17 protein-coding genes and 3 pseudogenes are annotated in these 25887 nt (G+C 36.9%); all 20 read right to left on the bottom strand.

Going from position 1 to position 25887, the window contains the following annotated elements; genetic code table 11:
* Nucleotide 1: 1 nt before the first annotated feature.
* Nucleotides 2-661 carry a PglD-related sugar-binding protein gene (locus tag JCM17102_RS13925; protein WP_025075581.1) on the bottom strand — a complete coding sequence of 220 codons (660 nt, stop codon included), beginning with the start codon at nucleotides 659-661 and terminating at the stop codon, nucleotides 2-4.
* On the bottom strand, nucleotides 662-1801 hold the full coding sequence (locus tag JCM17102_RS23955; protein ID WP_051572918.1) for a Coenzyme F420 hydrogenase/dehydrogenase, beta subunit C-terminal domain: 1140 nt from the start codon (nucleotides 1799-1801) through the stop codon (nucleotides 662-664).
* Nucleotides 1794-2606, bottom strand: a complete 813-nt coding sequence (locus JCM17102_RS27710; protein WP_275564400.1) for an HpcH/HpaI aldolase/citrate lyase family protein — start codon at nucleotides 2604-2606, stop codon at nucleotides 1794-1796. Before JCM17102_RS27710 ends, JCM17102_RS23955 begins: the two co-directional genes overlap by 8 nt.
* A 77-nt stretch (nucleotides 2607-2683) precedes the next feature.
* Nucleotides 2684-3145, bottom strand: coding sequence for a MaoC family dehydratase (locus JCM17102_RS13910; RefSeq protein ID WP_025075579.1), 462 nt, complete (start codon nucleotides 3143-3145; stop codon nucleotides 2684-2686).
* Complete coding sequence (locus JCM17102_RS13905; protein ID WP_025075578.1) at nucleotides 3132-3557, bottom strand: sugar 3,4-ketoisomerase; 426 nt, start codon at nucleotides 3555-3557, stop codon at nucleotides 3132-3134. Before JCM17102_RS13905 ends, JCM17102_RS13910 begins: the two co-directional genes overlap by 14 nt.
* A gap of 28 nt (nucleotides 3558-3585) precedes the next feature.
* Entirely contained in the window at nucleotides 3586-3990 is a 405-nt protein-coding gene (locus tag JCM17102_RS13900; RefSeq protein ID WP_025075577.1) for a sugar 3,4-ketoisomerase, read from the bottom strand.
* Between the two features lie 14 nt (nucleotides 3991-4004).
* Nucleotides 4005-5078 carry a dTDP-glucose 4,6-dehydratase gene (gene rfbB / locus JCM17102_RS13895; RefSeq protein WP_025075576.1) on the bottom strand — a complete coding sequence of 358 codons (1074 nt, stop codon included), beginning with the start codon at nucleotides 5076-5078 and terminating at the stop codon, nucleotides 4005-4007.
* 5 nt (nucleotides 5079-5083) lie between these two features.
* Nucleotides 5084-5944, bottom strand: a pseudogene (gene rfbD / locus JCM17102_RS27705) (dTDP-4-dehydrorhamnose reductase).
* Between the two features lie 23 nt (nucleotides 5945-5967).
* Nucleotides 5968-6543, bottom strand: coding sequence for a dTDP-4-dehydrorhamnose 3,5-epimerase (gene rfbC, locus JCM17102_RS13885; RefSeq protein WP_025075575.1), 576 nt, complete (start codon nucleotides 6541-6543; stop codon nucleotides 5968-5970).
* Nucleotides 6544-6591: 48 nt separating this feature from the next.
* Nucleotides 6592-7476: a glucose-1-phosphate thymidylyltransferase RfbA gene (gene rfbA, locus JCM17102_RS13880; RefSeq protein ID WP_025075574.1), complete on the bottom strand. Its 885-nt coding sequence runs from the start codon at nucleotides 7474-7476 to the stop codon at nucleotides 6592-6594.
* A gap of 1 nt (nucleotide 7477) precedes the next feature.
* Nucleotides 7478-8590, bottom strand: a complete 1113-nt coding sequence (locus JCM17102_RS13875; RefSeq protein ID WP_025075573.1) for an MraY family glycosyltransferase — start codon at nucleotides 8588-8590, stop codon at nucleotides 7478-7480.
* A gap of 36 nt (nucleotides 8591-8626) precedes the next feature.
* Nucleotides 8627-9751, bottom strand: coding sequence for a GumC domain-containing protein (locus tag JCM17102_RS13870; protein WP_025075572.1), 1125 nt, complete (start codon nucleotides 9749-9751; stop codon nucleotides 8627-8629).
* A 10-nt stretch (nucleotides 9752-9761) separates the two neighbouring features.
* Nucleotides 9762-12177: pseudogene (locus JCM17102_RS27700) on the bottom strand (SLBB domain-containing protein).
* A gap of 122 nt (nucleotides 12178-12299) precedes the next feature.
* Complete coding sequence (locus tag JCM17102_RS13860; RefSeq protein WP_025075571.1) at nucleotides 12300-12854, bottom strand: UpxY family transcription antiterminator; 555 nt, start codon at nucleotides 12852-12854, stop codon at nucleotides 12300-12302.
* A gap of 338 nt (nucleotides 12855-13192) precedes the next feature.
* The gene (galB, locus tag JCM17102_RS13855; protein ID WP_025075570.1) at nucleotides 13193-15712 is read right to left on the bottom strand and encodes a beta-galactosidase GalB; all 2520 of its coding nucleotides are present in this window, start codon (nucleotides 15710-15712) and stop codon (nucleotides 13193-13195) included.
* A gap of 167 nt (nucleotides 15713-15879) precedes the next feature.
* The gene (locus JCM17102_RS13850; RefSeq protein ID WP_025075569.1) at nucleotides 15880-18207 is read right to left on the bottom strand and encodes a glycoside hydrolase family 20 protein; all 2328 of its coding nucleotides are present in this window, start codon (nucleotides 18205-18207) and stop codon (nucleotides 15880-15882) included.
* Nucleotides 18208-18260: 53 nt separating this feature from the next.
* A complete protein-coding gene (locus JCM17102_RS13845) occupies nucleotides 18261-20852 on the bottom strand; it encodes a beta-mannosidase (protein ID WP_025075568.1) in 2592 nt (863 codons plus the stop codon).
* A gap of 77 nt (nucleotides 20853-20929) precedes the next feature.
* A pseudogene (locus tag JCM17102_RS27695) lies at nucleotides 20930-22095 on the bottom strand (sialate O-acetylesterase); the annotation flags it as partial.
* Nucleotides 22096-22112: 17 nt separating this feature from the next.
* On the bottom strand, nucleotides 22113-24131 hold the full coding sequence (locus JCM17102_RS13825) for a family 20 glycosylhydrolase (RefSeq protein WP_025075564.1): 2019 nt from the start codon (nucleotides 24129-24131) through the stop codon (nucleotides 22113-22115).
* A 45-nt stretch (nucleotides 24132-24176) separates the two neighbouring features.
* Nucleotides 24177-25808: a sialidase family protein gene (locus JCM17102_RS13820; RefSeq protein ID WP_025075563.1), complete on the bottom strand. Its 1632-nt coding sequence runs from the start codon at nucleotides 25806-25808 to the stop codon at nucleotides 24177-24179.
* Between the last annotated feature and the right edge of the window lie 79 nt (nucleotides 25809-25887).

The raw sequence follows: 25887 nt of genomic DNA, 5'->3' as shown, positions 1-25887 counted from the left end.
ATTAATCTTCTCTAACGCGTTTCATAAATTTTGCTGGTGCACCAACATGAATTTCATAATCTGGAATATCATGAGTAATCAAACTTCCTGCTCCAGCAACTGCAAAATCACCGATTTTTCTCTTCTCAATTACTTTTGCACCCAAAGTTACATCAGAACATTTGCCTATTGTTATATAGGAACTTGTAATAGACCCTACAGAGAAATGACATAAGGGACCAACGACTGTATTATGTCCTATTAGAGAATTTGCCATCATCAGTGTACATTGCCCTATAAAAGATTGAGGTCCTATATAACAGTTAGACATAACAAATACTCCTGGCTCCAAAACAGCACTTTGAGAAACAAAAGCAGTTTTGTGGATTATAGTTGCAAAACGGTCTTTTGGAATATTTACTTTCTGAAAAAGTTTTTCTGTGAGAATATTACGACCTATCATATGAATTCCCCACATAAAGTAATATTCAGAATTATCTAGCAATTTTTGAATATTATCAGTTCCACATAATACAGGATAGCCGCACACCTCTTCTTCAAAGTCATTTACAAAGCCAACTACTTCCCATTCTAAGTCATTAAATCTTAATCGATTATCCTCAATACATGATGCAATAACCCCTCCATTACCTTCACCACCTATTATTACTACTTTTTTCATCTATTTTTGCATTTTTCTTAATTTTCTTTTTTCCTTTATTTCTCTTAAATATTTTTCAGCAACAACACTGAATGAGGAATTCTCCAAATCTTTATAAAAAGCCTTTCGCATACTCCAATCTTCTAACTCTGGATTTTTATCAATTCTAGAATTATATTTTATTGAGTATTCCTCCAAATCCAACTTCAAGAAATGTAAATCTTCATTCTTTGCTAATAAATCAGTTCCTTTTCGAGTATTCACTAAAACAAAAGATACTCCTTTATTATCATCCTGAGTTTTATCTATGTTTTCAATACCCCAAAAATCCCCCAATGTAAAATCAGAAATACGCAATAAACTTCGATATTTACAATTGAAACAAGAAGGTCTTATGTTAAATCGACTATGAAATGACACCACATAGTAATCGTCTAAGATTGAATTATAATATTCCTCACCATTGCTAAAATTAATTGAGATAGCTTTATTACGCCAGCCATTTCTTTTATCTTTAAAATTTACAAACACAACTTCAGATTTAAAATTTTGTTTCATTTCATCGATATACTTTTTATATACTTTGGGAGAAGAAACACAACCACAAATCAAGTCACATGTATAAAGAGAATCATAGTCTTTTTGTAGATAAGTTTTCAGTCCACCAACCTCACATGGAGTTCCTGTAAATAACACAATTACTCCAGAATCTAGCTTTTGTTGAACATCAGTATATATATCAGACTTTCGACTTTGTATAAATTTAGATCTCCTGATATTATCAAGTTCATCAAAAGTTGTTACTTTTACATGTATCAATTCAGTATAATCAGAATTGAAACCAGCACCATATACGACTCCTCCTTTATTCAAAATTATTTCAGCAATCATAGAAAATGCACCACCTGAAGAAGAGCGAGAACGAACATCTTCATTTACAGAATAATACGAATAGATATTCTGAAGCTCATTATTAAAAGGAATAGAATCTTTACATGCTTCTAAACAAATTCCACAATCAATACATTTGCAATTATCAACAGAAGGATATAAAAAGCCTTCTAAATCAGCATCCATCTTAATTGCATTGGTCGGACAGATATTTAAACAAGCCTCGCAACCACAACAGTTATGAGGAAGTATTATAGATATATTAGACATTTTTCTGATTAACTATTAAATCTCTTTTATCCAATATATTTTTTGCCATCTTCACCATAGGAGGACCTATGAATTTATTGTCTTTCACAGCCACCCCTTTACCTTCTTTCACAACTGTATCAGACAAAGCAAGCATTTCAGTTGCCCAATTAATTTCCTCTTCATTCGGAGAATAATATTGATGCACCAAAGGAAGTTCTTTCGGATTCAAAACTAACATTCCCTCAAAGCCCAATTTTTTTGATAAGATTAGGTTTCTTTCCAAATCATCCAAATCATGTACTTTGATATGTACCGTGTCTATCGGAAAGACATTACAGGCCCTTGCACTTAAAGCTATAATAGATCTTGCTGCAAAGATACTTTCCCCACTACTATCATGCTTACCTTGCAAATTTGTCACATAATCTTCACAACCAAAAGCAACTGCCACAACCCGAGTACATGCCATACAAATATCTTTTATATTCATTACAGCCCCAGTAGTCTCTATAAGCGGAATTAACTTGAAAGTACCTATAGGATAGCCTTTCTCATACTCAACAGTCTCCAACAATTTACCAATAAAATAGATATCTTCTCCTTTTACCGACTTAGGATACATAAATCCTGTAATACCAGGTATTGTCAATTGATAAATATCTTTCAATAGTTCTCCACTCTCACGGTCATTAATACGAGGATATATCGCTCTATTCTTAAATACACCCGATTGTACATATCTTATTATATTATCTCTAGCTATTTGCTTATTTTGTAAAGGTTGGACAGAATCTTCAATATCCAGTAACAATACGTCAGCCAAGCTTTTTGCTTGCGCTATTCATTAGCCTTTCATTATGAGCAGGCACAAACATTAAACTACGAAACAGATGCTCCATATCAAGAAAACTGTTTTTTTACCAAAACATTCCGACGAAAACTTATCACATTATCACCCTTTTGATTATAACCAAAAGTTTCCACATAAACAATACCTCTGTCTGTTTTACTTACAGATTCCCGTTTATCTAGGATAGTAGTTCTGGCATAAATCGTATCTCCTATAAACACCGGGGAAAGATGCCTTATATCTTCATATCCTAAATTTGCAATTGCTTTACCACTAATATCCGGTACAGTTATACCTACAACCAAAGAAAACACTAATGTTCCTACCACTAATAATTGTCCATGTTGGTTTTTGGAGGCATAATCAATATTGGTGTGCACCGGATGATGGTTCATTGTCAGTAAACTGAAAAAATTGTTATCACTTTCAAATATTGTTTTCGATAAAGAGTGATAAAGAGTTAATCCTATATCAAACTCTTCATAATACAGTCCTAATTTACTTGGTTCCATTTGATTTGTATTTTAAATAGTCATCATAATTACGTATATAATCTTCTTCTTCATATATTCGGGAAGCTAAAACCAAACATATCGATCCAGAAGAAAATCCTTGTTCGGCAGCCCAAATACCGGGTGGAATATGCAAACCATAGAAAGGGCGGTTTAATAGAATAGTACGTTTATTTTTCCCATCATCCAACACAACTTCATAACTCCCACTCGCAGCTATTAAAAACTGATGGCATTCTTTATGAGCATGTGCACCACGAGCCTCACCACCTGGAATGTCATAGGAATAAAAAACTCGTTTTATTTCAAAAGGAATATTTATATTACCATGAATAGGAGTGATATTACCAGCTCTATTTTCTATTTTAGGAAGCTCAATAACAGAGCAGTCATAAACATTGGGCTTATTCATAAAAACTTGCTTTTTAAAAGGGAACCAATCATTTATTATAAGCTATAAATTGGGAATAATCATAAATATAATCTTCTGGATTATAAGTAGTAGATGCTAAAACTAATGCTAAAGAATTTGTTGAGAAGTTATTCATTTCACGCCATAAACCATTAGGAACATATAATCCATAATAAGATCGGTTTAAAGAAAAGATCTTATTATTTATCCCATCATCCAGAACGATGTCAAAGCTACCAGATAAAGCTACTATGAATTCCTGATTTTCTTTATACGCATGTCCACCACGCATTTCTCCACCAGGAACATCATATATCCAATACGTGCGTTCTATCTTAAAAGGAATATTTTTGTATTCCTCAATTATAGAAAGATTTCCTCTTTTATCCAATATTTTAGGTAAATCAATAATTCTTGCATCTAAAATTTTCATAATACAATTAAGTTCTATTTCCCTTTATACATCTCCTCATAATACCGCTCATACTCACCACTTGTGATATTATCCATCCATTCCTGATTCTCCAAATACCATTTCACAGTCTTCTCAATTCCTTCTTCAAACTGCAAACTAGGTTCCCATTTCAACTCATCTTTCAATTTCGTTGAGTCAATCGCATAACGAAGATCATGCCCCTTACGATCAGTCACATAAGTTATCAAATGATCACTCGCTCCTTCTGTATTACCAAGAAGTTTATCAACAGTTTTGATAATTACCTTAATCAAATCAAGATTCTTCCATTCATTGAATCCGCCGATATTATAGGTATCAGCAATCTTACCCTCATGGAAAATGGTATCGATAGCCCGAGCATGATCAACAACATACAGCCAGTCTCGTACATTCTCTCCCTTACCATAAACAGGTAGAGGTTTGCCATGACGGATATTATTAATAAATAAAGGGATCAGTTTCTCAGGGAATTGATAAGGACCATAATTATTAGAGCAGTTGGTCACAATCGTAGGCATCCCATAAGTGTCATGGTAAGCACGAACAAAGTGATCACTCCCTGCCTTACTGGCGGAGTATGGACTATGAGGGTCATACTTAGTTGTTTCTGTAAAGAAGGTACCGTCAAATTGCAAAGCGCCGTATACTTCATCCGTAGAAATATGGTAAAAGCGTTTATTGGTATAACCTTCCGGCAAAGATTCCCAATACAGTTTAGCTGCTTGAAGAAGACTAAGGGTACCCATCACATTCGTTTGGGCAAAAGTAAAAGGATCTTTGATACTACGGTCCACATGACTTTCGGCTGCCAGATGAATGATACCGTCTATCTGATACGTGTTCATTAATTCCCGCATCTGATCAAAGTCACAAATATCAGCCTTGACAAAGGTATAGTTAGGATTAGCTTCTATATCTTTCAAATTAGCAAGATTACCGGCATAAGTCAGCTTATCCAAGTTGATGATATGGTAATCGGGATATTTAGTAACGAACAAACGGACCACATGACTACCGATAAAGCCGGCACCACCGGTGATGAGTATATTTTTTTTCAAATTCATCGATATTATTTTTGAAGGGTTAATTCCTGAATACACTTGATTAAAGAGTCTTTCCAATAAGGTATTCTAAAATTGAATGTTTCTTTGGTTTTCGTCTTATCCAGTACAGAAAAATGAGGGCGTTTAACTTTACTGGGAAATTCATTACTGTGACAAGGATGGATATCGCAACTGTTTCCACTCAAACTATTTATTTCCTTGGCAAAATCATACCATGAACAGACGCTTCATTACTGAAATGATAAATTCCCGTTTTGTACAATTGATTTGTTTCTATAATGTGGTAAATTAAACGTGCTAGATCACCGGCATATGTGGGAGTACCAATCTGGTCGAAAACGACTTGTAGAGTAGTACGTTCAGAAGTCAGTCTCCTCATGGTCTTCACAAAATTATTACCAAAAGGAGAGTAAAGCCAGGCGGTACGGAAAATCAGATAGTTACAACCACTATTCTGAATACTTAATTCCCCAGCCAGTTTCGTCTTACCATAAATGCCCAATGGATTAGTTGGATGATCTTCCATGCAGGGAAGATTACCATCACCCTGAAATACATAATCCGTAGAGATATGGATCAGGGTAGCACTTCTTTCTTTACATGCGACAGCTAGATTCTCCACCGCTTTATGATTCAAAAGATCTGCGGTTGCATAGTCGTCTTCCGCCTTATCAACGTTCGTGTAGGCAGCACAATTGATGACAACATCAGTCATGTTTTCCAACAGACATTGACGAATATCATCCAAATTTGTAATATCCAACTCTTGCACATCCGTGAATGTACAAATTTTTATGATTCGAAGCCAATAAACGGCGCATCTCAGTACCTAACTGACCGTTAGCTCCTGTTACCAATAGATTCATTTACAAAGATTGGGGAAAAGGGGTTATTTATTATAAAGGCCATCAGAGTAATCGAACAGACAATCAGCATCTTTCAATCTGGGATGCGCCCTATCTTTATCACTTAATAATATTTTATCTTCAGGAACGAGCCAATCAATATTAAGATCAGGATCATTCCAAGCCAATGCTCCTTCATATTGGGGAGCATAAAAGTTATCACATTTATATTGAAAGATAACTTCTTCGCTCAGTACGCTGAAGCCATGGGCAAACCCCCGAGGAATGAAGAACTGTAAATGATTGTCTTCCGTCAGTTCTACGGCAACATGGTGTCCAAAAGTAGGAGAACCTTTACGGATATCGACAGCGACATCAAGAACAGCCCCCTTTAACACACGTACCAGTTTGCTTTGCGCATAAGGAGGTTTCTGAAAATGAAGCCCACGAAGTACACCGTACGAGGATTTGCTTTCATTATCTTGAACGAATGTTGTTTGACAGACTTTCTGTTCGAATTCATTTTGATTGAAAGATTCAAAGAAATAACCACGGGAATCTTTAAATATGCGAGGGGTTATGATAACCACGCCTTCTATAGTAGTTTTGATGACTTCCACAGCTTTAATAGATTAGTTATAATGGATTAAAAAGTAATAGATGATTTATTAAAGACCAAGTTCGTCAATTACTCTTAAGAGATACTGACCGTATTGGTTCTTCAACATGGGCTGAGCCAGTTCACGCATCTTGTCAGGCGTTATCCAGCCATGACGAAGGGCAATCCCTTCCAGACAAGCGACTTTCAGACCTTGACGTTTCTCTATGACTTCGATAAACGTACTGGCTTCTGAGAGTGAATCGTGCGTTCCGGTATCAAGCCAAGCAAAGCCACGTCCAAGGGGTTGAACTTTAAGCTCATTATCCTGCAGGAATTCCTGATTTACAGTGGTTATCTCTAATTCGCCACGGGAAGAAGGCATAATATTTTTTGCTACATCAACGACCTTATTCGGATAGAAATAAAGACCAACGACCGCATAATTGGATTTAGGGTGAGACGGCTTTTCTTCAATATTCAGGCAATTACCCGCTTGGTCGAACTCTGCGACTCCATAACGTTCAGGATCACTTACCCAATAACCGAAGACAGTGGCTTTCTTATCTTCTTCCGCTGTAAGGACAGCTTCTTTCAACAATTGAGACAACCCCGAACCATGAAAAATATTATCACCTAACACCAGACAAACGGAATCATTACCAATGAATTCCTCACCAATAAGAAAGGCTTGGGCCAGTCCATCGGGAGAGGGTTGTTCGGCATATTTAAAATGAACGCCATAATCAGAGCCGTCTCCCAAAAGACGTCTAAAGCCAGGAAGATCATAGGGAGTGGAGATGATTAAAATATCACGAATACCTGCAAGCATCAGAACAGAGATCGGATAATAAATCATCGGTTTGTCAAAAATAGGAAGGAGTTGCTTGCTGACTCCTTTGGTGATAGGGTACAGACGTGTACCTGAACCACCGGCTAATACGATTCCTTTCATATCAATATAAACTTTTTAGATGAATACGTTTATCTTTAACCCTGTCCCACCAAAGGTTTAAAGCAATCCAGATAATAATATCCCCTAGTAACATTACAGTATTATCAATCCAAGGCATTAACAAGATATTTAAAGCACTGAATGTACAAGAAACCAATAAAATAGTAATCATAGCCTTACGGGGGGTAAAGCCCATTGCCAAAAACTTATGATGAATATGGTTTTTATCCGGTTCAAAAGGACTTTTGCCATTACGAATACGTACTATTACGACACGAATCACATCAAATGCAGGGACAATCAACGTACTGAAAGCTATAACAAAAGCTCCTTGAGTATAAGATGTAACTTCCAGATTGTTTTGACTATATTTAATAGCAAGAAAACTAAGAATGTAACCTAAAGTCAGACTACCTGTATCCCCCATGAAAATCTTTCTTGCCCGTTCTGCACTGCCAAATACATTATAATAAAAAAATGGAATTAAAACGCCAAAAGTACTGAATCCAAGTATACTGTACATCCACAAGCCTTTTTCCAGAAACAAAATACCAAATACCAAAAGGGCTACACTGCTCAAACCAGATGCCAAGCCATCTATCCCATCAATAAGATTAATAGCATTAGTAATAAAAACAATAGTCAGTATTGTAAAAGGAATTCCAATCCAAGCTGAGATCGTATAAATTCCAAATAATCCATATAGATCGTTTATCCAAAGTCCCGCAATAGGAAAAAAACTGGCACTGAGAATCTGAATTATAAATTTCTGCCGATACCTTACACCTACAAGATCGTCTGCAATACCAGTTAAATACAAAAGAGTCATTCCACAAACAAGGAATAAACACTCAGGCAAAACATACGCAGCTTGTAATGTCGGAATATTGTAACCTGTTAATGTACGTAATGCCAGAACGAAGCAACAGGAAATTAATATCGTTGGAAAAAAGGAAACTCCACCCAAGCGGGGAATAGCACGTTTATGGACTTTTCGTTCATCAGGCATATCAAATAATTTCTTACGAAGAGAAATTAACAGAATACGAGGAATAATAAGCCATGCTACACAGGCAGAAATAATGAAAGCTAGAATAATAAATATATAAATCATGAAAATATGATGATTGTAAATAGGCAATTTTTAAATCTACTTCTTTATTTCTCTTTTTAAACTATCCAATATATCTTTACCAAACAGCATCCAAATAGTTACACAGAAAACAGAACAAAACATAAATAATAATACATAAAACTTTCCACTCATACTAGAAGATTTTAAAGGTACAACCGCAGGTTCAACTATAGCAAATATAGGTTTCACTTCCTGTACCTTCGCCCTAGCTACCTGTAACTGATTGGCAACCTGACTATATATTTGATAAGCTAAATTCATATCATTTTGTAAACGTTCTTGCTCAGCACGCACACTTTGAAGAATTAAATTATCATTCATATCGACATATTCAGCATATTTTCTTTGAGTAGTATAATATTCCTCTTGGCGTTCCTTAAATAGTCTTTCTAAATATATACAATCTTCTTTCGCTTTAAAAGTACGATAATCAATAATACATTTTTGTAGCTTATGAATTACTGAGTCTGCTATATCTGCAGCAACTCTAGGATTTTGTAAAGTAACAGAAATATGAGTAATAGCAGTTTTCTTATCTATTGAAGCTTTTATATTCTTTTTAAGATAAATAATTTTTTTGTTTTCTTCTTTTGTCAATTCAATAGTTCCTTGCCCCAATTTATTAATAGTAGTTACTCTGTCTTCAAATAACATTTTTACTCCGTTAGCTACAATACCAGGAAAGCCTATTACATAATTCCACCAAGGAGAATGACATTCATCAAGATAAGACTCAAAAGTAATTTTATCACTTTGATTAGATATTGAGACCTCCATATTAAAAAGCTCCAATAAAAAAGGAGTTGAAGAAACAATATCAGCTGAAAGAGAAGCATTCAATGCATCCGCATTTTCCCCCATTGTAACCCCACTGCCTAAAAATGAAGCAGCAATTCCAGCAATCCCATTATTACCATTAGAATTTCCCATCTCAGGAGAAAGAGTAACATTTACGGTATATTGCTTAGGAATACTGATTGCCACAATTAAACCAACAATTAATCCAAAACCAGCTGCTTTATATAATGTCTTACGTATAGCAATCATTCTGCGAAAAATCTCAAGTAAATCAATTTCCATATCTTTATTTACTTCTTTTTCTGATTCCAAATTATGTTCTTTATCTAGCTTCTCTGCCATATCAATCTAATTAATTCTTTATCAAATTTGCAATTGAAGCAATCATCATTCCTAAAGAACTAAATGAAGTAGCAAAACCTAAAAATTTCTCCAATATTAGTCTTTTTCTTTGCCTTACTTGGTACAATTATTTCACAACCAGGCTCTATCTGCTTCTTACCATTACCTTTCACCTTTGTTACCTGACCATTCATGTAAACAATAAATTTCTTACTCTTCTTTGCATCCTCTGAATAACCACCAGACTGATTTAAATAGTAATCAATATCCTTACCTTCTAAATAAGACACAGTATTCGGAACCATTACAGCCCCGTCAATCGATACTGTATTTGTATTCTTTGGTATAGATATGATATCGCCTTCACGCAAAACAAGATCGGCATTACTCTTTGGGTTCTTTAATGCTTTTTCCAAGTCGATACCTACAGTAAATGTATTTTCCACTTCAATACCCAAAGAATCAATCATCGCTTCTCCCAACTGATGACGCATCAAACGAATGACATCTGCCATACGTTTCTTTTCACTTACATTAGCAACACGAGTCAATTTAGCACCACGTAAATAAGCATAATTAGTAGTTCCTCCAGCTTTTTTAACTAAATCTGAAAGGCGCTCTTCTCTGTTAGTTAAAGCATAAGTACCATCAAATAAAATTTCTCCTTCAATGCTAACATTCTGTTGGGCTTGATAACCAGGACTACGACGTACATAAATTTCATCATAAGGTTGAAGGACGAAACCTGGCTGACCATCTATTATAAAGCCATCTTTCAAAGCAAAAGAAAACATTTGACCAATAGTATCATTATCTACTGTACTACGGGGATTCTTTATTCTACGTGAAACATCTACACGAACTGTAGAAGCTGCTTCACGTAAGCCACCTGCTTGAATAATCAAATCCTCCAAAGTCATGTTATCTGCATAAGGATATGAATCAGGTTTTGCAACTTCACCATGCACTCTTACATTACCTCTATCTTCAAGATCATGAATACTCGGAATATAAAGAATATCATTTTTCAATAAAGCAATATTGGGAGCAGTTCCGTCCATAATAGGCTTAATATCCACTGAAAGAACTTCTGTTGTCAAGTCTTCACGTTGCCGATAAAGTACAGCACGATTCAGAAAAGCATCTCCTGTCAAGCCTTGAGCTTCATTTACTAGTTCACGAACAGTGTTCAGTTTACCACTTAATTGATAGATACCCGGACGATAAACAGCTCCACGAATCTCCAACTTATTAGTAAAACGATTAAGGATAGCCTCAGCAGTCACAACATCACCATTACGCATCTGGTAAACACTATAGTCTATGTCTTTCACTGTATTTACTTCGTATTCCTGACCATTCTGACGTACTACACGTAAAGAACGGGTAAAAGCATCAGCCTCAAAACCTCCGGCATACTTTATCAAAGTAGAAAGTGGTTCATCCTTTTTCATCTCAAAACGCATTGGACGTTTCACTTTACCGCTAATCTTAACCAGAACGTCATAAGCAGGAACAATGACAACATCTCCTTCCTGTAAACGGATATCATCTTGAGCATTGCCTTTCATGATAAATTCATATACATCAATCGTTGCTAACTTCTTGCCGTTTCTTACTAGTTGAACATTACGCAAACTTCCGATATCACTCACTCCACCTGCACGATAAAGAGCATGAAAGACGGTTGAGAAAGAAGAAAGTGCATATGTACCGGGCTGAACAACCTCACCCATGACATTAATCTGAATAGTACGAATATTACCTAAAGTAAGACGAATGTCCGAACTGGGATCAGTCGTATTGTTCAGACCGTTATATATCTTGTTCAGGGATTTCTTTAGATAATCATTAGCCTCTGAAACTGTCAGTCCACTCAGATATACAGGACCAATCTTTTGAATATTAATGGTTCCATCAGGAGAGATTTGCTGACGAATAGTATTCTGGCTGGCACCCCAGATATCAATGATTACTTCATCACCAGGACCTAAACGATAATTAGGAGGAGTAGCAAGATTAGAACTAGGTTCAAAAGTCAGGTTCTTTGTATTGAAAATATTTCTGCCGAATACTTGATCTTCACGAACCAGATCTTGCGTAGTAGGCTGATCCTCCAACATATCGGAAGTATTTTCCTTCATTTCCTCACGCAAACGAGATTCATTGATATCTGTACCAGTGGATTTAGCTGTATCCACATTGTTCTGTTTTTCATACAGCTCTTTTACACGCATCGCCTGTTCTTTAGTCACACCTTTGCGTGCCAGTTCAGCAGCCATTTGCTTCTGTTCTTTGCCTTGCTTGATACCTTCCTTCACATACTCAAGTACTTGCTGATCACTCATGGTTTGAGCCATGAGTAAAGAAGTACTTCCTAGCATCAAAGCAAATAGAAATACGCTAAAAAGTTTTTGTATTTTCATCGATAATTAAAATTTTCAATAAATATGAAAAGTACTTTTTGTATGGATGTAAAAAAGCAGGACTATTGAAAAATAGCCTTCAAATACATCACATGCCGTACAGAAAAATTAAAAAGATATGATTAGTTGATTTTCTCGCAATACCATTTGGGAATGTGTAGCATAACACCAATAGTAGCCAAAGTAACGACTACATAGTAGCTTTTTTTGTATTGCGTAAGTTTACCTTCGAGTCCGGCAAACGGGCCACGGATTACCCGGACTGCTTGTCCTGGGCGGGCTTCAGCTGTTGTTGTATCAACATAGAGAGTTCCTTTGTAATTCGGATCACAAATAGCACGCAATTCCAACATTTCTCTATCCGGAATTTCATAACTCTGGCGTGTACTACGATCTCGTATAATTAGAAAAGGGATAGGACACCCTTCAATTTTCTCTAAGAACTCTTTTTCCGTAAATGTTTTCTCAACAAACAATAAATTATGAACAGCAGGAGTGAGTCTACGATGCTTTTTGCCATCCAAAGTCTCTTGCTCTGTATAGCGCATCGGAATAAAATAGTTTATTCCCCTTTCTTCCAAAAATTTCCCCAAATGTTCTTCTTTACAATAGAAAGTTTGTATGGCATACCATACGCGTCGTTTTTCTATTTGCTGGTCGTTGCCCCGCTCATTCATTATCTACACCATCCCCTAGTTTTTATTAGATTTTATAGCATCTTAAAAGACAAAAGCGCCCTGACCTCCATAAACGAAATTCATTTATGAATCAGTAGCGCATCTCTTAAGGATTTAGCCTTTTTATCTTCCCTCCATATAAGAACTAAGGTTCATAGAGGAACGGATACAGTACTAAAACGCTGCAAAAGTAATACAATTTAATCAAAGAACATACTTTTATCACTTTAATTTTATCGGATAGGATGTTAATCTACTTTTAAGCACTAAAGAAAATCCCTCTAAGTACGTTTCAATGAAATACTTAGAGGGACATTTATTAAAATAAAATATTTTTCTTATTTTACATTTTCTGAAACACTTTCAAGATTCAGGATTCCTTTTTTCAATCCTTTGCCTGTAGCTTCAAGTATAATCTTGCCAGATTGCTCCGTCGAAGAAACAATAGCAGTCATCATACCATTAAATACTTTCATTTTCGGATTTTGGAAAGATTCTAAAGAGGCAGCATTCCCGTTGGCTCCAGCACGATATGTCCCTACTCCTTTTACTTTAAAAGTGATTTCATGAGAGGCTGTCGGACAAAGATTCCCTTCTTTATCTACGACTTTTACTGTTACGAACGAAAGGTCTTTTCCATCAGCTTCTATCCTATTACGGTCGGCTATCAACTCTATATGATCTGGCTTTCCCGCTGTATGAATTTCTTTTTCGGCTACAGCTTTTCCATTTTTATCATATGCAACCACTTTGACAGTTCCCGGCTCATACTTTGTATCCATCCACATCAACCGATAACGATTCTGACGTTTTAAATTCATAATAGAAACAGAATCGGCACTATTGTCTATTGTCACTGAAAGGTCTTTTGTACGTTTTCCCTGACTCTTACCATTGATAAATAATTCCGCTGATGGATAATTGGTATAAACAAAAACCGGAGTTACTTCGCCTTCACGCCCTTCCCAATTCCAATGTGGAAGGATGTGCAATGTTTCTTCTTCCTTATTCCAATGACTACGATAAAGATAATAACGGTCTTTAGGTAAACCTGCCAAATCGATTATGCCAAACAATGAAGAGTGACTGGGCCAATCTGTATAATAAGGTGTCGGTTCACCCATATAATCGAAACCTGTCCAGACAAATTCTCCTATACAATAGGGTAAATCTTCATGCTGAATAAAGTCATCTTCTGGAAGATTGGACCAGGAACACGATTCTACATCGTAGGATGAGGACTGATGATCGTCATATTTCTTCATCCACTGACGAGTGACAGGAAACTTATATATACCACGAGTACTGACTGTTGAAGCCGTTTCACTACCCAATATAATCTGTTGAGGAAGTTTTTTATAATTCTCCTGATATTTATGAGGACGATAATTAAATCCGGGAACATCCATCACTGCTGCCATATTATTATTGACCACAGCATCCGGTGCATCCATTCCTTGCGTGACAGGACGAGTCGGATCCTCACGATGACAAATATCTTGTAAGAAAAGAGACATTTTAGCTCCTGTTCCACCTTGCCATTGTTCGGGTACTTCATTTCCGATGCACCACATTACTACACTCGGGTTATTACGATAATGACATATTAAATTAGTTAGGTCTTTTTCCACCCATTCATCAAACACATGATGATAACCATTCGCGACCTTGGTTGCTTTCCATTCGTCAAAAGTTTCAGCCATTACCATAATTCCCATTTCGTCACAAGCTTTAATCAATTCCGGTGCCGGCATATTATGAGAGGTACGAATAGCATTACAACCCATATCTTTCAAAATACGAATTTGACGACGAATAGCCGCATCATTGACAGCAGCACCCAAAGGACCAAGATCATGATGATTACACACTCCTTTAAAAACCGTTCTTTTCCCATTTAGATAGAAGCCCTTATCAGGAATAATTTCAATAGTACGTATACCAAAAGTTGTGCTATATTCGTCTTTCAGCACATCTCCTTCGTAAACTTTGAAGTTTGCCTGATAAAGATTCGGAGTTTCCGGACTCCACAAAGCTGGAGAGGTAACTATTAGTTCTTGGCTAAATGTATTGTCATCAAAACGAGTACCTTGTTTCTCATTAGTAGCTACCACTTTACCATTCTTATCCAACAAATCAGTCACAATACGGTACTTATCAAAGTTTTTATCAGTAGGTACTACAAGCTTAGTCTTCAGGTTTACTTTTGCATAATCGTCTTTCACTACCGGAGTAGTCAATTGTGTACCCCATGTCGGGATATGTACATCTTCTGTGACTACCAGATGTACATTTCTATAAAGTCCTGCACCGGGATACCAACGGGAAGATTCCGGTTGATTCTCTAAACGAACAGCTAAAATATTAGGTGCTCCTTCTTTCAAATATGGAGTAACATCCAAATAGAAAGAATTATAACCATAGGGCCAATAACCGGCTTCTTGACCGTTCACGTAAACACGAGCATGACTCATGGCACCGTCGAAAATAAGCGTAGCTCTTTTTCCTTTCGTAAAAGAAGGGGCTTCAAACTGTAACCGATACCAACCGACTCCCACAAAAGGAAGTCCTCCGGTACGTCCAGCGTGTTCCATTGCTTCTTTTTGTCCATCTTGTGAGATAGCTGTTATTTGTTTATCATTATCTATACCAAATGGTCCGTAAATAGCCCAATCATGAGGTACTATAACTGATTGCCATTTAGTGTCGTTATAACCGGGCTGAAAAGATTCAGTATTGTCTTCACGCGTAAACTTCCATCCTTTTTCAAAGGTATAAGTAGTACGTACCTGTGCATTCAACACATTATAGAATGAGAAGATAACTAATCCTAATAGAATTTTAGTTTTTATTATCATAAATATCTGTTTTCAATTTTACTTCACGTCTACTTTATCTGTAAACGTGCCTGATATCGTATATAGCACCTTTGGCTATTCTTGTATATAAAAGGGATATGCCCACTGACATATCCCCAATAATTAGATGAAAAGACAAACATTAAAGTGTCTTTTCCATTTATCCATTAATCAATTGTGATTTCATCTACAAATAAGAAACCGGGATTTCCCTTTCCACCATGCCATTCAGGAATCTGTTTTTCAGATAGAGCGATAACTTTTACATATTTAGCTTTTACCGGAGTGAATGTCAGTTTATGCTCATAGATACCATTTTTATCTGTTTCCTTCATAACCGGATATTCTTCAGATGCTACTTTGGTGAAATTTGCACCGTCTTCTGATACTTCTACAGAGAATCCTCTTGCATCAAATACCCAATCACCCTTTTCTACACAAGTAGATATAGCAACACTTGAAATCTCTGTTGATTGCTGAAGGTCAATGGTCACATCCATATCATTCTTGTAGAATGCAATCCAACGACCTGTTTTGTAATTGCCATTTCCTTTCAAGCCATCGACTAAAGTAGTAACTCCTTTATACTCATATTGCTTATTGACAGGCTGATTAGCCACAATCGGCTTCATGCTGGACTTACTAAAATTGATTTTTTCTGAAACAGTACGGCTATTTCCATTTCTACGAATTGCAATCGCTGTTAATGTTCCATTCTCTTTTATTTTCAATGTACCCTCATATAATGGAGATGTCGCAGTAGGTTCTGTGCCATCCAAAGTATAATGAATAGGGGCATTGTCAATTGTAGTCAGTGTAATATCCAATGTACCGTCTGTAGGATTTGGAGTAAATTCAGCTGATACATCAAATACAAATTTTGCATAATTGTATCCTTCTGCATCATACCATTTAATCAATCGGGGAAGACGAGATAAGAAATCAGCATAATTCTTTTTATTAGACATGGTCCATTGAACTTCACTTAATGCAGCCCAACGTGGTAATACCATGTATTGAACATGAGAAAAAGTAGGAATATACTCGGTCCAAAGATTAGCCTGTACACCTATAATATGTTTCTGTTCTTCCGGAGTAAGTGAAGAAGGCGTAGGTTCGTAACCATATACCTTTTCGATAGGCACGTAACCACCGATACCCAACGGTTCATTTTCTACATCTTTAGTCTGGTAATAATCGAAATAAAGATAAGTATTAGGAGTCATGATTACGTCATGTTTTTGCTTGGCAGCTTCAATACCACCAGCTTCTCCACGCCACGACATAACAGTTGCATTAGGAGCAAGTCCACCTTCCAAAATCTCATCCCATCCAATAATCTGACGACCATGGTCATTCAAGAATTTCTCCGCATGATTGATCACAAAACTCTGTAAACGTTCTTCCTTAGTGTGATTTCCATCAGAATGTAAACCTAATGCTTTGATACGCGCCTGACACTTTGGACATTTTTCCCACTGTGTTTTCGGACATTCGTCACCTCCGACATGAATATATTCTGAAGGGAACAGTTCCATTACTTCAGTCAGCACATCATCAATAAATTGCAAGGTCTTATCATTTCCAGCACAAAGCACGTTGTCTGATACTCCCCATTGTCTCCACACTTCATAAGGGCCACCTGTACATCCCAGTTCCGGATAAGCAGCAAGAGCAGCTTGCATATGTCCGGGAAGGTCTATTTCAGGAATAACGGTAATATAACGATCAGCAGCATATGCTACAATATCTTTAACCTGTTCCTGTGTGTAAAATCCGCCATATGGTTTACCATCATACTTACCGGAATTACGTCCAATTACCGTTTCTGAACGTTTGGAACCGATTTCCGTCAATTTCGGATATTTTTTTATTTCCAAACGCCAGCCTTGGTCTTCAGTAAGATGCCAATGCAGACGGTTCATGTTGTGTAATGTCATCATATCGATATAGGTTTTCACCTCATCTACTGTAAAGAAGTGACGTCCTACATCAAAATGTACACCACGATAACTAAAACGCGGATAATCTTTGATATCCACAGCCGGTAATACAATATCTCCCTCTATTACGATAGGCAATGATTTACGTAAGGATTGAATTCCATAAAAAACGCCAGCTTCTGTAGGCCCCGTAATCGCTATTCCATTACCTTCAACCTTCAATTGGTAAGCTTCCGGGTTTTCTGATTCTAATCCTAACGATAATACAATTGCATTTTCTCCTTCCGTACCTGCTTCAATAGCAAAATCTTTTCCGGTAGATGCTTTCAGATAATCAGCTAGAAACTCTGCATTGCGCTGCATCTTTTCATTTCCTTCCGGATAGAGAATCTTAACGCCACTCTTTAGAACAAAAGGATCTCCCTGAGTCTCTACTACTTCCTGTGGCAATGGAATAATCTGATAATTGGCTTCTTGCTGCACCGATGACTTACAGGACGCAACAAGTCCGGCAATTGCAAGACAACCGGTTAATTTTAAAAACTGTTTCATTAAAATAAAAATTAGGGGTTAGTTAATAAATTTGTTAGTTAATAAATTTGTCTTTAATTATATGTTTCACGAATATGTTTAATGGTCAAGGGCAGCTTCTCTCCTTTCTTTATTGAAGTAGAGGTGATGACAACCGTCTTATGTTCTCCCGGCAAAAGATCAAAGAAATTATCACTGAAGCGAGCACCTTGAAAAGGAACTTCAATGAAAACATCTTTTGCCAGTTTAGAGGAAGTAATGGTTAATTCACACTTTCCATCCGTCTGTTTCATCTTATAGCTGACTGTTGTTTGAGGCAGAAGTAATTCTCTCGTCTTTTTGAAATAATGAATCGATTCTGCCAGAGTATGCCCTGATTTATCTTTAAGTGTCAATTGCAAAAAACAACGTTGAAGTTCTTCCTGAGTTAATTTCGTACTGAAATCTTCCTTGTAAACACATAAAGATGTATTGGCCGGAATAGTCAATGAGTTTATCTGATTTTTCTTTCCTATCGGTTTTCCATCAAAATCGATCACTTTCATTTCCAGCTTCATTTGTTCCATGTTGTCTAACCGATCAGAAAGTATATAGATACATAGGCTGTCATTCTGCTGTATAGGATCAATCAAAAGTGGTTCAAAAGCACGTTTTGCCTCATAATGCAAAGCTTTCCAATTGCCATAATAGTCAATGCTTGACCAAGACACAACCGGCCAACTGTCATTCAATTGCCAATACATAGTACCCATACAGTAGGGACGATTACGACGATGAGCTTCCAGTCCATGACGTATCCCCTTGCTCTGCAAGACTAATCCGACATAAACAAAATCTTCAAATTTGTCGGGAACAACATAATCGCGTTCCATATAAGTACGAATCAATGCATTACCAATACTACTCTTTTGATGCGCATTCATCACTTTGGATTCAATCTGATAATCCTCAGGAGCAGCAAAAGTTGCTATGGTCTTCATTTCCGGGAATGACTGGAATCCAAATTCACTCATGAAACGAGGAATATCAGTATCTGAAGATTCAAAAGGTTTCTTGCCATACCAGACCCCCCAATTGTGGCTATCTCCTATTCCCCATGATTCAGGTCGTCCCCAATTTGCAAAATAAGGAGAACTGTGTACATAAAACCGATCGGTATCAAGTTTATTCACCATTGCAGGAAGTAATTCACGAAACAATTTGTCATAACCACTAAGCATTCCCTGATATACTTCGGAAGTAAATTTCTTCTGAAAGCCCCAATATTTTAAGGCTTCCAATATTTCATTATTCCCACACCACATAGCTAAAGAGGCATGATTTCGAAGTCGGCGAATATTAAAATCAGCCTCCGTCTCCACTCTTTTCATAAAAGTTGGATCTGAAGGATAAGGGGTACAGGCAAACATAAAATCCTGCCATACCAGAATTCCGTTTTCATCTGCCAAATCATAGAAATAGTCGTCCTCATATACTCCTCCTCCCCATACACGCACAATATTCATATTTGCCTCGCGAATATCACGAAACAAAGTTTGATAACGCTCCGGAGTAACAGAAGGTAACATAGCATCCTGAGGAATATAATTGGCTCCTTTGGCAAACATGGGAATGCCATTCACTTCAAAATAAAAGGATTCACCATCTTTATCTTTTTCATTTACTACACGAATAGTACGCAAGCCTATTCGATGGGACTGTGCGGCAACCACCTTTCCATTAGCAAAAATCTGAGCAGAAAAATCATATAATGTAGGTTTACCCCAGCCATTGGGCATCCAACGAACAGGTTGGGATATTTCTACAGGAATAGCAATATGATTGATTCCGGGCTGTAGTATGACTGATTGCTTCTCTTCTGTAACATTAGTTCCATCCAAAGAAACTTTAATTTCAACTTCTGCAGTTGTTTCCTCAGAGATATTGTCGATAATCAATTCATTGGATAAGCTTGCAGCCTCATCCGTCAATAACATCTGTTTTACATGATAATCAGATATCGTTGCAACATCGTAAAAACGAAGTGTTACCGGACGCCAAACACCACTCGTTACCATCCGTATTCCCCAATCCCAACCATAACTATATGGAGCTTTGCGAGTGAAAACACTTAGATGCTTTTCATGATGATCGTTGTCTGCAGGATAGTTGAATCCATTAGAATCATATTGAGGCAAAGTCTGGCGTATAGGTGAATGAAAGTAAATCTGTAGGTGATTTTCCCCTTTACGCAAAGTTGATTTTATCGGAAGGGTGTAGCCAACGAACATATTATCCGCTTTTAATAACAAAGATCCGTTAAGATATACATCGGCATAAGTATCGAGCCCTTCAAAAATAAGTTGAGCTCCATCCCGCTTTAACTGATCCTCGGATACCATAAAAGCAGTTTTATACTCCCAATCTTCATTTTCTATCCATTGAATTTTCTCTTCATTAGTCCCATAAAAAGGGTTAGGCAATAAATTATGATGAAGTAAATCCTGATGGACTGTACCAGGTATGGTAGCCGACATCCATTTATCTGTTCCTGCTTGAGAAAACTCCCAGCCAACGTCCAAAATAACAACATCCGAAGTATCGTTATTCTGTGCATATGTCATAGTGCAACAACATAGTAGTCCGCATGCTATTTTGGTCACTTTTCCTGTTAAATTTAAAATCATAGTGGGGGCATTAGATATTTAACGGAGTAAAGATACTGTTTTCTTGTCAAATCTTTACTATAAAACATACAAAATTCTTATTTCACTAGAATTTCAGCCATAAAGGTCGAAGCCGGAAGAGAGGCTTGATTAACTAAATTAGCCCGAGTAAAAGGTTGCCATCCGTATCGTACGTATCGTGGTTTCGATACATTCTTGCTATAGATTTTCACTTGTTCCCCTATGATTTCTACTGTTGCCGGGTAATAGAGACCATCTATTTCCGCTACTTCAAACGTACGTAATGTTTTTCCATCTGAGCTCTTCATTCCTTGTCCATAATCAAAAGATAAGAACACAGCATTACCCCGACTGCTGACACTGCGAAATAAAGGTCCGGAAGGAATTATTTTCTTCGAGTATGTTTTATTCAAAGCCCAACGTGCCAAACGTTCGCCAATCGGTTTCTTACAATTGGGATGAACATCTAATGAATCACCATAATCGATGGATACAGCCATACCGGTATATGGAATTTCTTTCATCAATTTTCGTTGGCTATCACGAAACCATGGTCATGAAGGACGGTCTATACTGGGTAATTGTACAAAATAAAAAGGCAAACGATCCTCATTCTAGTTCTTTCGCCAACTCTGAACTAATAATTTAAAGAGTTTCTCATGAGCGTCTTTATTATGTGCATTTGATTCTCCCTGATACCAAATGACTCCTTTGATAGGATATTGTTCTAAAGGAGCGATACCTGCTTCATACAAGTAACAGGGTTCATAAGGGTGACGCTGAAATGAATATGCTGATTTCTTAATATTCAGAGCAGCTCGTTCCCTTGCCATCCTTGAATAAAATCATTATTTAACCAATCTTTCAGAATAGCAGGGAATCCATATTCTAATGATGATCTATCAATCCAAGATTCTGTAGGCGAACCACCAATTGCATTACAAATCAGTCCTATTGGTACTTGCAAACTATCCCGTAATGCTTTTCCAAAATAATAAGCTACTGCTGAAAAGTCAGATGCAGTTTCAGCAGTACAAGTAGTCCATTCAGTATCCCGATAATATTGAAGATGATTTAGAGAACCTAGCACCGTTGAATCCCACTCTGCCGCACTAGTATTCCAACGTGCTTTCATATCAAACAGACGAATCTGTTGATCAGTAGCTTGCGGGATATCATTCTTAGCTGTTGAACTATGTTTCAACATAAATGCCATATTCGACTGTCCTGAGCAAAGCCATACTTATGTCTATCGACACATTATAACTTTTTCTCTGGAGAATAAATCAATCCTTCCACAGCTTTCTCACCATCAAGAGTCACAAATACAGTAGTAAACATCCATTTCACCAGACGAATTTCATCAATTATAAATTTACCCACTGGAAGTTTGAGTAATACTTTATTCCAACCTTTATTCAACTGAACCTGCAAAGGAGAACGAGTTACACAATTCTCATTTCCTAATGCTATTTCCGAACTTTTTTTCCGGTGAATAGCAGTCCATACCGGGGGTACTATTTCCTGATCATTTATCCAGATACGGCTTTCTTTATAATCCCATTTCCCTTGCAACGGAGGCAGATCATTTTCTGAGCGTCCATAATTCTGAAATTCTACCCATAATCCGACAACCTGTTTTGCAGGAGAATAGACATAAGTATAGGCATAGGCCGTATGATCTTCTTGTGGATCTTTATAAAAAGCCGGCACAAGATTTCCCCAAACATGTCGAAGATAAATGCCGGCTCCTATTGCCGGACGTACCTTATATTGTTTACCTTCATAAATATACGAATCGTTGAGTTCTTTTTCCGGAGGAAACACTTTTCTCAAATCACCTTCGTTTGGAAAAGCGTCTGTAATATTCCACTTCACATTTGTCTGTTTGACATAAGCAAATGGATAACCTGCAAAAAGGTGTTCTTTATACCATAACATGCGATGCTCAAAATCTGCAAAGTCACGAAACACATCAGAATTTTCATCTGTAGGAAGAATGGTACCTTGTTTATCAAAATATTCAGTCCCTCCTCCTTTCCATGCACGTTCTGCAATAGCCAGCATATTCGGATAGAAATTATTCTCTAGAATTATATTTTGTTCATTACTCAACATACGATCATTCCAAACTCCTAAAATGACTCCAGCTAGATCTTCACTTCCCATTTCTTCATTATAAATCCGACTATTATATAGTGCTACGATATCACCAAATGTATCATAATGATTTAAATAATGAAATCGGGAATCAATAGCCGGAATGCCTTTCTGAGCTTTACCACGATAACTCCAAAGCTGCATCATATCGATCTCGCCCAGATTATATTTCCAACCTGGATTCCATGAAATCACTTTTTTTCCTTTAGAACGTACATATGCCACCATTTGAGGTACAAATTGTGGATTGGTGAATCCTACTTCATCTGTTCCAATATGAATATATGGGACATCGAAAGTATCACAAATTTCATCCAATAATAGTTTCAATATTTTCATGCCTTCCAGTGTCTGCATATCGTGACGGAAAGTACGTACAAAAGCTGCACTATGTCCCGGCATATCTATCTCCGGAATTAACAAGACTTGATGAGCTTTACAAAAAGCGACCAACTCTTTAGCTTCCTCTAATGTATAGTAGCTACCAGGAAATCGAGTCATGTTCGTACTATCATTCAGCATTGGAAATATTTTACTTTGTAAGCGCCATGCCTGGTTTTCTGTTAAATGCCAATGAAACACATTGATTTTAAATTTGGAAAGAATAGCAATCTCACGTTTTAACTCCTCCAAAGGTAAATAGCTTCGTCCAACATCCTGCATAAATCCTCGAATTCGAAAAGCAGGCCAGTCTAAAATTTCACAACCATGAAAGCTAGTTCTTTTCTTTGATTTATCAGCTAATTGAGCTAAAGTTTGCATAGCCCAATATACTCCACGTTCTGTTACGGCTTCAATCTCTATTTTTTGTTTATTCACTGTCATACGATAAGCCTCTTCTTGATTGATGAGTACACCATTCAAAGAAGGAACTATTATGACCTCTATTACAGAATTTGCATGAGTATCCACATATCCTCCATGTTCTACCACAAAATCAGTCCATTCCTGTTGAAGGACCGGAGTTCTCAAATTAATTCTATTCAGTACAAAGTCAGAACTTTTAGAAATAAACTGCTGTGGTTTAGGCAATAGAAGATCATCAGCCTCTGCAACAGTTGAAATTAGACAAAAAATAAGCCAAAGGAAAGTTGTAAATAAATTATAATTGTTTTTCATTCTTTCTATGCTTATTAATTAAAAGAAATAATTTGAAAGATGAAACTACTTTATAATATCAGCTAATTTCACAGTCTGAAACGTCAGATGTGCCACACTACTTTCATACAAAATTCCAATTGTTTCTTTATCCACCATAGTCAAACAGGTGTATCCCCACCCTTCAGCTTCGTCCAACAATAATTGATGTTCCGGAAGCCAGGTAAGTCCTCCATCCAAACTTGCTTTAATCGTAATATGATTCCTGCCCTTTATGGTATTGGGGTTAGAAAAAAGAAGGATATCTTTATTTAGTATATTATCTTTAGCATTGACATGAATGATACTCGCCATACAAACTGATTCCTGCAATGCTTTACGGGAAGAGGGATGTTCTTCCCAGGTTTTACCTAAATCTTTGGTTATAGCAACAGCTCTGCTTCCTCCACGATTATCACGCATATTCAGCATCAGTACTCCCGGTTCTACTTCAACAACTTGTGCCTCAGTTGTATTCGTTCGTGCAAGATTGTGCATTTTCCATGTATTTCCTCGATCTTTGCTATACATAATGCCAGCATTTGGAATACGGGTAGAATCTATAAATTGAGTTGGAAACACTAATGTTCCGTCACTCATTGTAATACCTCGTCCCGGTCCCTGAAGTAAGAAATACCAGGAAGGATCTTTCACCTGGTCTGTTATGTTTATAGGCTTGGACCAGGTTTTACCATCATCCGTACTCTTTGCCATCACTAATTGTGCTGTATGATTCAAATCCATACCCGGATGTGAGCTCCACCATGCACGTTGGTTTCCCATTCCATGGGTCCATGCAGCAACTATCCATACGGTATTTGTTTTAGTATCTACCAAAATAGAGGGGTCCCCTACTCCATTTTGTGCAGCTGGTAGTCCACCAAATTCACCAAACGACAAAGGAAGGCGCATTTTCTCCCATGTCTTTCCTCCATCCGTACTACGACTCAAACCTATATCTACATATTCCTGCAAATCTACACTACTATTATACCGAACATCATATACGCCTAATAATGTCCCTTTATTTGTAGTAATTAGTCCTGGAATACGGAAAGATGCAGAGTTGTCATCACCAGCGTGACGCACTCCGACTCCCATACGATGAATAACATCCTTTGGTGAAACTGATTGACAGATAATAGTCTTATCATCTACCTTAATAGACTTTAATGCTGAACTTATTTTTGTCTGTAAAGAAGTACTAGATTTCATCTGTAAACTAATCCAAAAGAAATTTACACCGGGAAACAACTGATAATTACTTCTTAATGTAACCTTGCCAGAGGGGTGCAACACCTCCGCACATTTTATTGAATAAGAAGGAATAGCCGCCAAGGTATTCCCCGGACGATGACTGGAAATATATTCAACAGGAGCAAATCTTTTCTTATCTCTATCCTGCAAAGCCTCTGTTCCTCCATAATAAAGTTTGATAGCCTGAATATCTGATACATTTGTACTTTTACTTAAGTCTAAGACTACTTCATTCAATATCTTACTCTCTTTAGCATCCAAACGAAGATAAAACAACACATTATCTTGTCGTTCAATCAAAATAGGGATCTGGGTCTCACGTACATAAACCGTATCCGAAGCCTTTAAAGAAAAGGCAAATCCTAATAAAATCAGGAAAAGTAAACAACGACTTGTTTTCATAAATTGGGGGTATTAGTTAGTTTTTAACGGCATAAAGATACAACTTTCTGAACATTTTTTAAACAAAAAGCAATAACTC

This window comes from Bacteroides faecichinchillae JCM 17102 (assembly GCF_000614145.1).
GTDB lineage: Bacteria > Bacteroidota > Bacteroidia > Bacteroidales > Bacteroidaceae > Bacteroides > Bacteroides faecichinchillae.
The sequence above is the reverse complement of the archived record's forward strand: the minus strand, read 5'-3'. Positions and strand labels throughout refer to the sequence as shown.

Bases quoted from the DNA above. Each gene is read 5' to 3' on its own strand.
- JCM17102_RS13825 (WP_025075564.1), bottom strand. From the start codon at position 24,131: ATGAAAAACAATTATAATTTATTTACAACTTTCCTTTGGCTTATTTTT.
- JCM17102_RS13850 (WP_025075569.1), bottom strand. From the start codon at position 18,207: ATGAAACAGTTTTTAAAATTAACCGGTTGTCTTGCAATTGCCGGACTT.
- JCM17102_RS23955 (WP_051572918.1), bottom strand. From the start codon at position 1,801: ATGTCTAATATATCTATAATACTTCCTCATAACTGTTGTGGTTGCGAG.
- JCM17102_RS13860 (WP_025075571.1), bottom strand. From the start codon at position 12,854: ATGAATGAGCGGGGCAACGACCAGCAAATAGAAAAACGACGCGTATGG.
- JCM17102_RS13910 (WP_025075579.1), bottom strand. From the start codon at position 3,145: ATGGAACCAAGTAAATTAGGACTGTATTATGAAGAGTTTGATATAGGA.
- JCM17102_RS13870 (WP_025075572.1), bottom strand. From the start codon at position 9,751: ATGGCAGAGAAGCTAGATAAAGAACATAATTTGGAATCAGAAAAAGAA.
- JCM17102_RS13900 (WP_025075577.1), bottom strand. From the start codon at position 3,990: ATGAAAATTTTAGATGCAAGAATTATTGATTTACCTAAAATATTGGAT.
- JCM17102_RS13925 (WP_025075581.1), bottom strand. From the start codon at position 661: ATGAAAAAAGTAGTAATAATAGGTGGTGAAGGTAATGGAGGGGTTATT.
- rfbB (WP_025075576.1), bottom strand. From the start codon at position 5,078: ATGAATTTGAAAAAAAATATACTCATCACCGGTGGTGCCGGCTTTATC.
- JCM17102_RS13820 (WP_025075563.1), bottom strand. From the start codon at position 25,808: ATGAAAACAAGTCGTTGTTTACTTTTCCTGATTTTATTAGGATTTGCC.
- JCM17102_RS13905 (WP_025075578.1), bottom strand. From the start codon at position 3,557: ATGAATAAGCCCAATGTTTATGACTGCTCTGTTATTGAGCTTCCTAAA.
- JCM17102_RS13845 (WP_025075568.1), bottom strand. From the start codon at position 20,852: ATGATTTTAAATTTAACAGGAAAAGTGACCAAAATAGCATGCGGACTA.
- galB (WP_025075570.1), bottom strand. From the start codon at position 15,712: ATGATAATAAAAACTAAAATTCTATTAGGATTAGTTATCTTCTCATTC.
- rfbA (WP_025075574.1), bottom strand. From the start codon at position 7,476: ATGAAAGGAATCGTATTAGCCGGTGGTTCAGGTACACGTCTGTACCCT.
- JCM17102_RS13875 (WP_025075573.1), bottom strand. From the start codon at position 8,590: ATGATTTATATATTTATTATTCTAGCTTTCATTATTTCTGCCTGTGTA.